The sequence below is a fragment of the Bacillus sp. AR13-1 genome, from assembly GCF_008042285.1.
In the GTDB taxonomy this organism is placed as follows: domain Bacteria; phylum Bacillota; class Bacilli; order Bacillales; family Bacillaceae_G; genus Bacillus_A; species Bacillus_A mycoides.
The window spans coordinates 72163-84507 of sequence record NZ_QNUA01000009.1; the positions used below are offsets into that span (position 1 = coordinate 72163).

The window sequence follows — 12345 nt, forward strand, 5'->3', positions numbered from 1 at the left end:
AGAGGCAATATTTATTAATAGTTATTGTCGCTACCAAAGAAATCTTTGAACGATTGAATTGTTGTATCACGGTTTAATGCTGCAATTGAAGTTGTTAATGGAATACCTTTCGGACATGATTGCACACAGTTTTGAGAGTTACCACAGTTTGCAAGTCCTCCATCACCCATAATTGCACGTAAGCGATCTGCTTTATGCATTTCACCAGTTGGATGCGAGTTAAATAAACGTGCTTGTGAAAGCGGTGCTGGACCAATAAAGTCAGACTTACTGTTTACGTTCGGACATGACTCTAAGCAAACACCACATGTCATACATTTCGAAAGTTCATATGCCCATTGACGCTTTTTCTCTGGCATTCTTGGACCTGGTCCTAGGTCGTACGTACCGTCGATTGGAATCCAAGCTTTAACACGTTTTAACGCGTTAAACATACGGCTACGGTCAACTTGTAAATCACGTACAATCGGGAATGTCTTCATCGGCTTTAAGCGAATTGGTTGCTCTAACTGGTCAATAAGGGCTGTACATGATTGACGTGGTTTTCCGTTAATCACCATCGAACATGCTCCACATACTTCCTCTAAGCAGTTCATATCCCATGCAATCGGAGTTGTTTGGTTCCCTTTTGAGTCGACAGGATTACGGCGAATTTCCATAAGCGCCGAAATAATATTCATATTAGGACGATATGGAATTTCAAACTCTTGGTCAAACTCTTGTGCATCTGGGCCATCTTGTCTCGTAATGATGAGGCGGATTGTTTTCTCAGACATGTTGTTTATCCCCCTTCTCTTCACCCTTAGCAGCTACATCATGTTTTGAGGAATAGTCACGTTTACGTGGTTTAATTAATGAAACATCCACTTCTTCGTAATGGAATGCTGGTGCCTTTCCTTCTCCCTCAAATTTCGCCATCGTAGTTTTTAAGAAGTTTGCATCATCACGATTTGGGAATTCTGGTTTGTAATGCGCTCCGCGGCTTTCATTACGGTTATATGCGCCAATTGTAATAACACGTGCTAACTCGAACATATTTGCAAGTTGGCGTGTAAATGAAGCACCCTGGTTACTCCATCTTGCTGTATCGTTAATGTTAATGCGTTTGTAACGCGCCATTAACTCTTCAATTTTCGCATCAGTTTCTAGTAACTTTTTATTTTCACGAACTACTGTAACGTTATCTGTCATCCATTCTCCAAGCTCTTTATGAAGAACATATGCATTTTCGTTACCATCAAGCATTAAAATATTGTTAAATTTCTCTGTTTCAATTAATTCATTTTGCTCATATACAGTAGATGAAACAGCATCAGATGATTTAGAAAGACCTTTCATATACTCAATTGCGTTCGGTCCTGCTACCATACCACCGTAAATTGCTGATAATAATGAGTTCGCACCAAGGCGGTTACCACCGTGCATAGAATAATCACACTCACCTGCTGCAAATAAACCTGGAATACTTGTCATTTGCTTATAATCAACCCATAATCCGCCCATTGAATAGTGAACTGCTGGGAAGATTTTCATTGGTAGTTTACGAGGATCATCACCTGTAAATTTCTCATAGATTTCAATAATTCCACCAAGTTTAATATCTAGTTCTTTCGGATCTTTATGAGAAAGATCTAAGTACACCATGTTTTCACCGTTAATACCTAGTTTTTGCTCTACGCAAACATCAAAGATTTCACGCGTTGCAATATCACGAGGTACAAGGTTTCCGTAAGCTGGATATTTTTCTTCTAAGAAGTACCATGGCTTACCATCTTTATACGTCCAAACACGTCCACCTTCACCACGTGCAGATTCACTCATAAGACGTAACTTATCGTCTCCAGGAATTGCCGTTGGATGAATTTGAATGAACTCACCGTTCGCATAATATGCACCTTGTTGATATACAGCAGACGCTGCTGTACCTGTATTAATAATAGAGTTTGTTGATTTTCCAAAGATGATACCAGGGCCCCCTGTTGCCATAATCACGGCATCAGCTTGGAAACTTTTTATCTCCATAGTTTGTAAGTCTTGCGCGACGATTCCTCGGCACACACCTTCATCATCTACAACAGCTCGTAAGAAATCCCAACCTTCATATTTCGTTACAAGTCCTGCTACTTCATGACGACGTACTTGCTCATCTAATGCATATAGTAATTGTTGACCAGTTGTTGCGCCAGCAAATGCTGTACGGTGATGTTGTGTTCCACCGAAACGACGGAAATCCAGAAGTCCTTCTTCCGTACGGTTGAACATAACACCCATGCGGTCCATTAAATGAATAATACCAGGTGCTGCATCACACATCGCTTTAACTGGTGGTTGGTTCGCTAAGAAGTCCCCACCATAAATTGTATCGTCAAAGTGGATCCATGGAGAATCCCCTTCACCTTTTGTATTTACGGCACCGTTAATTCCACCTTGGGCACATACAGAATGTGAACGTTTTACTGGTACTAAAGAAAATAGTTCAACATTTACTCCTGCTTCTGCCGCTTTAATCGTTGCCATTAAGCCGGCCAAGCCACCGCCGACTACTATAAGTTTCCCTTTCATGCTCTCCCACTCCTTACTGGTTTGCTAGCTGTGGATCGATGAACGCTAATAATGCACTCACACCTACATAAGATAGACCTAAGAAAATAGCTAATGTTACATAAGTAGAGATTCTTTGTGAACGTGGAGATACTGTAATTCCCCAGCTTATACAGAATGTCCATAGTCCATTTGCAAAGTGGAAAATTGTTGAAACAACACCAACTAAATAGAAACCAAACATAAATGGGTTGTTTAAAATATCTGCCATCATATCATAGTTTACCTCTTTACCTAACAATGCTTGAATACGAGTTTCCCAGACGTGCCAAGAAATGAAGATCAGCGTAACGATACCTGAAATTCGTTGGAAGACGAACATCCAGTTACGGAAATAGCCGTAAGATACCGCATTGTTCTTAGCTGTAAATGCAATATATAAGCCATATATAGCATGGTACAGTATAGGTAAAAAGATGATGAAAATTTCTAGCGCATACCGGAATGGAAGGAGCTCCATAAAGCCTGCAGCTTTGTTAAAAGCCTCTGCTCCTCTTGTTGCAAAGTTGTTTACAATTAAATGTTGCGTCAAAAAGACACCAACCGGAATGACCCCCATTAATGAGTGCCACTTACGAAACGTATACTCGCGGCCTTTCATGTCCCCATTACCCCCTTGAATGTTTGACTGCTGTTTTCAGATTAATTTACAACAATAATGTTTTTTCACTATTGGCATAAGAAAAACTGAAAAAATTATTCGAAATATTTCAGCATAATTTGATAACAAGTTCATTTTACCCCTATTTTTGTCGAAGCGTCAAGAAAACGTATACATAATTTGCACATAATTTGCATATAATTTGCCAATTCTTTTTTTTTCTTATATATTCAGATTTCCCCAAAGAAAAATCTATTTTTATAAATGAAAAATGTTATATAATAATCCCTATAGAAAGAGGGGAATATTGTGAGCAAAAATACAATCGATATAACATCTTTAGAAGATGTTTCATTGAACGCCTTCGCTTATGAATTGCTACGTGAAGAATTACTACCTGATTTAATTGGTAACGATTTAGATGGTATTTTATACTGGGCCGGTAGAAACCTTGCGAGAAAATATCCGCTAGAAACAATTGAAGAAGTCATTCAGTTTTTTGAAAAAGCTGGTTGGGGCACTTTAAGCATCATTGAACATAAACGTCGTGAAATGCAGTTTCAACTTAAAGGTACACTTATTACTGAGCGTCAAAAACAAAAAAGACATTCATCTTATCAATTAGAAGCTGGATTTATCGCCGAGCAAATTCAAAGACAAAGAAACGTCGTTGCAGAGTCCTATGAGGAACAGAAAAAGCGTTCAGACTCTATTACATTTCTTGTTAAATGGGATATAAAAGATCTCATTGAAGTGTAGCATCTACCTACAGTCAACTAGACATATAAGTTTAGTTGACTTTTTTGTATATTCATTCAGATGAGTTTATTTTAAATCTTCAGAAATTATACCAAAAAACAGAAGACGTTGTAAACTACAACGTCTTCTTATCTGTTAAATAAGTATATATCATCTCTGCAACATTTTTCGGCATACCTGCTTCGACAAATTCAGCTATGGAAGCTTCTTTCATCTTTTTTAACGAGCCAAAATGTTTTAACAATACCTTTTTTCGTTTATCGCCGATTCCTGGAATATCATCCAATGCTGATTGAATGACCGATTTCCCGTGCAACTGGCGATGGAATGTAATTGCAAATCTATGCACTTCATCTTGAATGCGTTGCAATAAATAAAATTCTTGGCTATTCCTCTCAAGCATCACAGGTTCAGGTGGATCTCCAATAATTAAATGGGAGGTTTTATGTTTGTCATCTTTTACAAGCCCTGCCATCGGAATATATAAACCGAGTTCGTTCTCCAGAACATCACTTGTAGCGGCCAGATGGCCTTTTCCACCATCAATAATGATTAAATCTGGTAAAGGTAAATTCTCTTTAAGCGCCCTCGTATAACGGCGTCTTACAACTTCCCTCATAGATTCGTAATCATCAGGACCTTGAACCGTTTTAATTTTATATTTCCGATATTCTTTCTTCGCTGGTTTCCCATCGATAAAAGCAATCATTGCGGAAACGGGATTTGTCCCTTGAATATTCGAGTTATCAAACGCTTCAATACGATATGGGGTTTCAATGCCCAGCTGCTTCCCTAAATTATCAATGGCTTTAACCGTCCGCTCTTCATCACGTTCAATTAAGTGAAATTTCTCTTCTAGTGCAATTTTTGCGTTTTTATTTGCTAATTCTACAAGGTCTTTTTTCTTCCCACGCTTCGGCTGTGTCGCTTCAACTTCTAAAAAGCGCTCTACTAATTCTGAATCTATACTTCCTGGAACAACAATTTCCTTCGGCTTGAAATGACTACTGTTTTCATAAAATTGACCGATAAAAGTTAAAAATCCCTCTTCTGGTTCATCATAAATCGGGAACATAGAAACATCACGTTCAATTAGCTTTCCTTTTCGAACGAAGAAAACTTGAACACACATCCACCCTTTATCAACTGCATATCCAAACACATCACGATCCACTAAATCACTCATAATCATCTTTTGCTTTTCCATAATTGCATCAATATGAGCAATTTGATCTCGCAACTCTTTCGCCCGTTCAAATTCTAGCTTTTCTGAAGCCTCATACATCTTCGTTTCTAATTCTGAACGAATTTCTTTATGCCCACCGTTTAAGAATTTAATAATTTCATCAACAATTTCTTTGTTTTGCTCATCCGTTACTTCTTTCACACAAGGTGCTAAACATTGACCCATATGATAATACAAGCAAACTTTATCTGGCATATTTGAACATTTACGAAGTGGATACATACGATCTAATAATTTCTTTGTTTCATGTGCCGATTGCGCATTTGGATAAGGCCCAAAGTACTTTCCTTTATCCTTTTTTACATTTCGCGTAATGAGTAAGCGCGGCTGTTTTTCAGCTGTAATTTTAATGAAAGGATATGTTTTATCATCTTTTAATTGAATATTATATTTTGGATCATATTTTTTTATTAAATTTAACTCTAAAATAAGAGCCTCCAAATTTGAGGAAGTCACAATATATTCAAAATCAACAATTTCTCCAACAAGCCGAAGTGTTTTCCCATCATGCGAACCAGTAAAGTACGAGCGCACACGATTTTTGAGTACCTTTGCTTTTCCGACATATATAACCGTTCCCTGCTTATCCTTCATTAAATAACAACCAGGTTGATCGGGCAAAATTGCTAACTTCTCTTTTAAATGCTCGTGCACTCGTCTCCCTCCATTTCTACATGCTTATGCTTATCATTTTTATTTTCACATAAAAACATACTATGCCAAAACACCCAACATACGTTCTTTTATTGTAACGGAAAGGTTGTAAAAAAGAAAATAAAAAAAGCTACCAAATGGTAGCCTCTTTATTTTAGAAGTGTTTAGAAACTAATTCTACTAACGCTTCTTTCGGTTTATATCCTAACGCTTGATCAACCACTTTACCGTCTTTTAATACGAAAAGAGCTGGAATGCTCATTACTTCGAATTGACGAGCAGTTTCTTGGTTTTCATCAACGTCCACTTTTACTACTTTTACTTTCTCGCCTAACTCTGAATCGATTTCCTCTAATACAGGAGCGATCATTTTACAAGGTCCGCACCAAGGCGCCCAGAAATCTAATAGTACAACACCTTCGCTAGTTTCAGCTGCGAAGCTTTGGTCATTTGCATTTATAATTGCCATTTTATTTCCTCCTTCAAGTATATTCTACCAAGAGTATATCATTAACTTTTATACGTGGCGAATATTATGTATCGTTATGTATTGTAACAAAAAAATGTTCCTTTATACTATATAAAAATATGGATGAAATACTAAAAAGATGAGAGACAGGGGATCTCTCATCTTTTTCTATATATAGGGGTACTTCACTTGGAACTCAAGGGTACTCAAATCATGAATGTACTTTTAACTTTTTAAACTCTTCTGTTAAAAGAGGTAATACTTCAAACAGATCACCGACAATACCATAGTCAGCTACTTTGAAGATACTAGCTTCTGGATCTTTATTAATCGCAACAATTATTTTTGAATTAGACATACCAGCTAAATGCTGAATCGCACCAGAAATCCCGCATGCAATGTATAGGTCTGGTGTAACAACTTTACCTGTTTGACCAATTTGTAATGAATAATCACAGTACTCAGCATCACAAGCACCACGAGATGCTCCAACAGCGCCGCCTAGTACGTCAGCTAATTCTTTTAACGGTTTAAATCCTTCTTCACTCTTCACACCACGTCCACCAGCTATAATAACTTTCGCTTCAGAAAGATCAACACCTTCTGCAGTTTTACGGACAACATCTTGAATGATTGTACGTAAATCTTTCACATCAACTGTAATAGAAGACACGTCAGCTGTGCGAGACTCGTCTTTTTCAAGAGTTGCAATGTTATTTGGACGCACTGTCGCAAATAATATACCATCTGTTACGATCTTCTTCTCAAATGCTTTACCAGAGTAAATCGGACGAGTGAAGATAACATTTCCACCTTCAACTTCTAAAGCCGTTACGTCAGAAATTAAACCAGCTTCTAATTTCGCTGCTAATTTTGGTGATAAATCTTTACCAAGTGCCGTATGTCCAAATACAATGCCTTCTGGCTTTTCTTCAGCATATACAGCTAAAAACGCTTGTGCATATCCATCAGATGTATATGATTTTAATTTATCATTTTCAACTGTCACAACGCGATCTGCACCGTAATGAATCAATTCATTTGCAAAAGAGGCAACGCTGTCTCCAACTAGAAGACCTACCACTTCACCGCCTTCTGCAATTGTTTTTGCTGCTGCTACCGCTTCAAACGAAACGTTACGTAGCGATCCATCACGAACTTCACCCATTACTAATACTTTACGAGCCATAGATTTTCCCTCCTGCATATATAATTTCGTATTTTATTAGATTACTTTCGCTTCTGTATGGAGCAACGATACAAGTTCTTTTACTTGATCTTGCAGCTCGCCTTGTAACACTTTTCCTGCATCTTTCTTAGGAGGCAAATAGATTTCAATTGTTTTTGTTTTTGCTTCCACATCATCTTCTTCTAGATCTAAATCATCTAATTCTACTTCTTCTAGTGGCTTTTTCTTCGCTTTCATAATACCTGGAAGTGATGGATAACGCGGTTCGTTTAAACCTTGTTGTGCCGTTACTAAAACTGGTAATGACGTTTCAATAACTTCTGTATCACCTTCAACGTCACGCTCAATCTTCACGTTTGTACCGTCAATCTCAAGTTTTGTAATTGTCGTTACGTACGGAATATTTAACGCTTCAGCTACGCGTGGACCAACTTGTCCAGATGCACCGTCAATCGCAACGTTTCCGCCTAAAATTAAATCTGCATCTTTATCTTTTAAATATTCAGCAAGCACTTTTGCTGTTGTAAATTGGTCACCATTCTCAACATCATCTTCAATGTTAATTAGTACCGCTTTATCGCAGCCCATCGCTAATGCTGTGCGAAGTTCTTTTTCACTATCCTCGCCACCAACTGTTATAACAGTAACTTCTCCACCTTGTGCATCTCTTACTTGAATCGCTTCTTCAATCGCATATTCATCGTAAGGGTTGATGATGAATTCCGCTTCGCCATCGTAAATTGCACCGTTTTTAATTACGATTTTTTCTTCTGTATCAAATGTTCGTTTCATGAGTACGTAGATGTTCATTCCATTTACCCCCTTATTTTTCAGAAAGATTCTATCAATTTTAAAATTCTGTTAATTTTTATTAAAAAAATAATTGGACTACCTACCACTAAATGAAGGCTTACGTTTTTCTAAAAACGCTGCTACGCCTTCTCTTCCATCTTCACTCGTAAATACTTCACCAAAAATCTGTGATTCACGCTGTACACCTTCATAATAATGAGACGATTTTGTCGTTTGTAATAACTCTAGCACAGCACGAGTTGTTGCTGGGCTTTTTCCAGCAATCTGTTTTGCAATTTTAAGCGTATCTTCTAAAATGGATTCTTCAGAAAACACTCCGTTAACAAGTCCCCATTGTAATGCTTCTGCACCAGTAATTGGTGTACTTGTTAACATCATTTCACAAGCTTTCGCTTTACCAACATAACGTGGTAAGCGCTGTGTACCTGCAAAACCAGGAATTAATCCAAGTGTTAATTCAGGTAAACCAAGCTTTGTACTTTCAGTTACAAAGCGCATGTGGCAAGACATAGCAAACTCAAGGCCGCCGCCAAGTGCCGCTCCATGAATTGCCGCAATAACTGGTTTTGAGCATTTTTCAACACGCTCAAACGTAACTTGTCCAAGCTGTGCTAACTCTGTTGCTTGCTTAGCTTCAGTAACAGATGTAAATTCTTTAATATCTGCCCCTGCTGAGAAGAAGCGTCCTTCACCATGTAAAACAACAACACGAATGTTATCATCCTTTTCCACTTGATCGATTAATTCAGTAACGTCATGCATAACTTGTGAAGACATCGCATTAGCTGGCGCATGATTTAACGTCGCCACCGCGATATGATCTTCAACTTTTACAGATAGGAATTTCAACATGATCCCTCCCATTATTGACGATAACCACAAGCTGCAATAAGTAGCCCATGTACCGTTTTTGAAAGTGCGACCAGATCATACTTATGATCGCTCATTACCCAATTGGTCACAACTTCATCTACTGTTCCAAAGATCATTTGTCTTGCCACGCGAACGTTTAAATCCGCCTGAAATTCACCTTGCTTTATACCTGTCTCTAAAATCTCATCCATAACTTGTAAGTAGCCTTTTAATACTTCATTTATTTTAAGGCGCAAGTCTTGATTGGACTGCCTTAGCTCTAATTGCGTAACGATAGCAAGAGGATCATTTTGTGACAACAGCAAGAAGTGCGTTTCTACCAACATGAATAACTTCGCTACAGCGCTTTCAATTCCTGCTATTTTTTGACGAATTGTTTCAACAAATTCTCCCATCTTCTCTTGGAATAAGGATATTAATATATCTTCTTTATTTTTAAAATATAAATAAATCGTGCCATCAGCTACCCCAGCTTGCTTTGCAATTTTAGAAACTTGCGCTTGATGGTATCCATTCTCCGCAATCACAATGACTGCAGCATCAATAATCTGATTGTATTTCGGTCTATTTTTCTTCACTTTACTGTCCCCTTCAAGAAGATGACTGAATGAATAGTCATTCATATTCTTATAATACTGACTATTTAGAAAAGTGTCAATCCTATTTTTTCAAAAAGAAAGGGCCTTAGCCCGTTTGCTCATCCTCATTCTTTCTCTTCTCTTCATCTATTAGGACACGACGTAAAATTTTTCCGACTGTCGTCTTCGGCAACTCACTTCTAAACTCATATACCTTCGGAACTTTGTAAGCTGCTAAATATTTACGTGCAAACTGATCTAATTCTTCTTCAGAACACTCAGCGCCTTCTTTCAAAACAACAAACGCTTTTACAGTTTCCCCTCGATACGGATCAGGAACACCGATTGTTACCACTTCTTGCACCTTTTCGTGTTCATATAACACTTCTTCTACTTCACGAGGATATACGTTAAAGCCACTAGCAACGATCATATCTTTCTTACGATCTTTCACATAGAAAAAGCCATCCTCATCCATGTATCCTACATCACCTGTATGGAGCCAGCCATCTTGCAGTACAGCTGCCGTTTCTTCTGGCTTATTCCAATACCCTTTCATAATTTGTGGGCCCTTTACAACAATTTCACCTATTTCACCTGGAGGTAATGACTCTCCTGTTTCAAGTGACATGATGATTGCCTCTGTATCCGGCCACGGTACCCCAATACTTCCCGGCACACGCTTTTCCCACAAAAAATTCCCATGTGTAACTGGTGATGACTCCGTTAATCCATAACCCTCTACTAATTTACCACCTGTAACTCTCTCAAACTCCTCCTGCACTTCTACAGGAAGCGGTGCAGAACCACTAATACAAGCCTGAATTGAAGAAATATCATATTCTTTTAAAAGAGGACTATTTAATAGAGCAATATAAATGGTTGGTGCTCCTGGAAATAGTGTAACTTTATGTTTCTTAATTGCTTCAAAAACCATTTTCATATCAAACTTCGGAATAAGCACCATTTTATATCCTTGCATAATACTTAAATTCATTACAGCTGTCATCCCGTACACATGAAAAAACGGAAGAACACCAAGAATTACCTCTTCTCCTTCTTTACAATTATATAACCAATGCGCTCCCATTAAAGTGTTCGAAACGAGGTTTTTATGCGTTAACATAACCCCTTTTGGAAACCCTGTCGTTCCCCCTGTATACTGCAAAAGGGCTAGATCATTTTCAGGATCACATGAAACTTCAACATCAGCATTACTTTCTCTTTCTACCGATTTCCAAAGATGAATCGTTTCGCTTTCCGACACATTCACAACAAGATTTGCCTGCTTTTTTTGTACAAATGGATAAAGTAAATTTTTAGGGAATGGTAAAAAATCTGCAATACGGGTTACGATAATATGCTCAAGCTTTGTTGCCGTTTGAACATTAGTAACTCTCGGAAACACTAAATCCATGCAAAGAATAACTTTTGCCCCTGAGTCATGAAGTTGGTACTCAAGCTCTCTTTCTGTATAAAGAGGATTCGTTTGTACAACAACCCCCCCCGCAAGCAAAGTACCATAATAACCAATTACAGATTGCGGACAATTCGGTAACATAATCGCAACTCTATCGCCTTTTTCAATGCCAAGCCTTTGAAGGTAATTCGCAAATTTCTTTACCTTGTCATGGAAATCTGAAAATGTAACATCTTTACCTAAAAAGTGAAGCGCTTTCTTTTCTGGATAACGAGCAGCCATTTTCTCTAAATATCCATGAAGTGGCTGAATATCATATGAAATCGTACCTGGGATTTCCTCTGGATAACTCTGCAACCAAGGTTTTTCCACTCTCATTCCTCCTTCCAATATTTGTGAAAATAAATGAATGTTCATTCATGATGGTTGTTTTCATTATATTATAGTCGTAACATCGTTACAATCATAATATTCTGACTTCTATATAACTATGCTTTACTTCCTTAACTTCTTATTATATGTAGAAACTCTCCTCATTTTAAAAGAATAAGAGAGTTCACGTTACTTAGCTTAATCTTATAATCGTTAAAACTGCACCAGGTGTAGTCGTTGATAATGTGACAACAGCTAACAATCCAAACAACTGCAAACTAATTGCACTACCCGCTGCCAAAGTCGTAATAATTGTCGCACTAAATGAAGTCGTTGCTAATGCAGGGGAATTGATAGTTCCAGCAAGCGGTGCACCATTAATTGTAATTCGCGAACTAACTAATAATGAAGCCGTTATATTAATTGTATATGAAATATAATAATTCCCTGCATTTGCGGCCGTAAATACTGTGTTCCCCCCCGAAACTGTAATTCCTGGACCGATATTCTGATTATTTGGAAGTGGGACATTTGTCCCACCAAGAAGCACTGATATTGCCGCTCCTGATGTATTATTCGCAAATGCATACGTCGCAGTTATACTTGTACCTGTTACTCCCGTCGCTCCTGTTTCACCCGTTGCTCCTGTTGGACCCGTTGCTCCCGTTATTCCCGTTGCTCCCGTTGCTCCTGTTGCTCCCGTTGAACCTGTCGCTCCCGTCGCTCCCGTTGCTCCCGTTATTCCCGTTGCTCCTGTTGCTCCTGTTGCT

12 protein-coding genes are annotated in these 12345 nt (G+C 38.2%); 1 reads left to right on the top strand and 11 read right to left on the bottom strand.

Annotated features, from left to right (window positions below; genetic code table 11):
- Positions 1-14 precede the first annotated feature (14 nt).
- The 3 genes from sdhB to sdhC are packed head-to-tail and all read right to left on the bottom strand — an operon-like array spanning position 15 to position 3202.
- The gene (gene sdhB, locus DN408_RS07940; protein WP_002088861.1) at positions 15-776 is read right to left on the bottom strand and encodes a succinate dehydrogenase iron-sulfur subunit; all 762 of its coding nucleotides are present in this window, start codon (positions 774-776) and stop codon (positions 15-17) included.
- A complete protein-coding gene (sdhA, locus tag DN408_RS07945; RefSeq protein ID WP_002034228.1) occupies positions 769-2562 on the bottom strand; it encodes a succinate dehydrogenase flavoprotein subunit in 1794 nt (597 codons plus the stop codon). The genes sdhB and sdhA overlap by 8 nt, the downstream gene beginning before the upstream one ends.
- Before the next feature lie 13 nt (positions 2563-2575).
- Positions 2576-3202, bottom strand: coding sequence for a succinate dehydrogenase cytochrome B558 (sdhC, locus tag DN408_RS07950; RefSeq protein WP_002015407.1), 627 nt, complete (start codon positions 3200-3202; stop codon positions 2576-2578).
- Positions 3203-3511: 309 nt separating this feature from the next.
- Between sdhC and DN408_RS07955 the strand changes: the two genes are divergently transcribed.
- The gene (locus DN408_RS07955) at positions 3512-3961 is read left to right on the top strand and encodes a YslB family protein (protein ID WP_002015405.1); all 450 of its coding nucleotides are present in this window, start codon (positions 3512-3514) and stop codon (positions 3959-3961) included.
- A gap of 115 nt (positions 3962-4076) precedes the next feature.
- Here the strand turns inward: DN408_RS07955 and uvrC are convergent, their stop codons facing one another.
- The 8 genes from uvrC to DN408_RS07995 all read right to left on the bottom strand — a co-directional run.
- Complete coding sequence (gene uvrC / locus DN408_RS07960) at positions 4077-5861, bottom strand: excinuclease ABC subunit C (protein ID WP_002129304.1); 1785 nt, start codon at positions 5859-5861, stop codon at positions 4077-4079.
- Between the two features lie 154 nt (positions 5862-6015).
- On the bottom strand, positions 6016-6330 hold the full coding sequence (gene trxA, locus DN408_RS07965) for a thioredoxin (RefSeq protein ID WP_000974757.1): 315 nt from the start codon (positions 6328-6330) through the stop codon (positions 6016-6018).
- 211 nt (positions 6331-6541) lie between these two features.
- Complete coding sequence (gene etfA, locus DN408_RS07970) at positions 6542-7519, bottom strand: electron transfer flavoprotein subunit alpha (RefSeq protein ID WP_002015402.1); 978 nt, start codon at positions 7517-7519, stop codon at positions 6542-6544.
- 36 nt (positions 7520-7555) lie between these two features.
- The gene (gene etfB, locus DN408_RS07975) at positions 7556-8329 is read right to left on the bottom strand and encodes an electron transfer flavoprotein subunit beta (protein WP_002184882.1); all 774 of its coding nucleotides are present in this window, start codon (positions 8327-8329) and stop codon (positions 7556-7558) included.
- 78 nt (positions 8330-8407) lie between these two features.
- Positions 8408-9184, bottom strand: coding sequence for an enoyl-CoA hydratase (locus tag DN408_RS07980; protein ID WP_002088868.1), 777 nt, complete (start codon positions 9182-9184; stop codon positions 8408-8410).
- 11 nt (positions 9185-9195) lie between these two features.
- A complete protein-coding gene (locus DN408_RS07985) occupies positions 9196-9783 on the bottom strand; it encodes a TetR/AcrR family transcriptional regulator (RefSeq protein ID WP_012261773.1) in 588 nt (195 codons plus the stop codon).
- Between the two features lie 106 nt (positions 9784-9889).
- Positions 9890-11575, bottom strand: a complete 1686-nt coding sequence (locus tag DN408_RS07990; RefSeq protein ID WP_078178166.1) for a long-chain-fatty-acid--CoA ligase — start codon at positions 11573-11575, stop codon at positions 9890-9892.
- A 193-nt stretch (positions 11576-11768) separates the two neighbouring features.
- Positions 11769-12345 (bottom strand): BclA C-terminal domain-containing protein (locus DN408_RS07995; RefSeq protein WP_472926208.1); only part of this gene is annotated, 577 nt, incomplete at its 5' end.

Excerpts from the sequence above, each read along its gene's own strand:
- sdhB (WP_002088861.1), bottom strand. The coding sequence starts at position 776 with ATGTCTGAGAAAACAATCCGCCTCATCATTACGAGACAAGATGGCCCA.
- sdhA (WP_002034228.1), bottom strand. The coding sequence starts at position 2,562 with ATGAAAGGGAAACTTATAGTAGTCGGCGGTGGCTTGGCCGGCTTAATG.
- sdhC (WP_002015407.1), bottom strand. The coding sequence starts at position 3,202 with ATGAAAGGCCGCGAGTATACGTTTCGTAAGTGGCACTCATTAATGGGG.
- trxA (WP_000974757.1), bottom strand. The coding sequence starts at position 6,330 with ATGGCAATTATAAATGCAAATGACCAAAGCTTCGCAGCTGAAACTAGC.
- etfA (WP_002015402.1), bottom strand. The coding sequence starts at position 7,519 with ATGGCTCGTAAAGTATTAGTAATGGGTGAAGTTCGTGATGGATCGCTA.
- etfB (WP_002184882.1), bottom strand. The coding sequence starts at position 8,329 with ATGAACATCTACGTACTCATGAAACGAACATTTGATACAGAAGAAAAA.
- DN408_RS07980 (WP_002088868.1), bottom strand. The coding sequence starts at position 9,184 with ATGTTGAAATTCCTATCTGTAAAAGTTGAAGATCATATCGCGGTGGCG.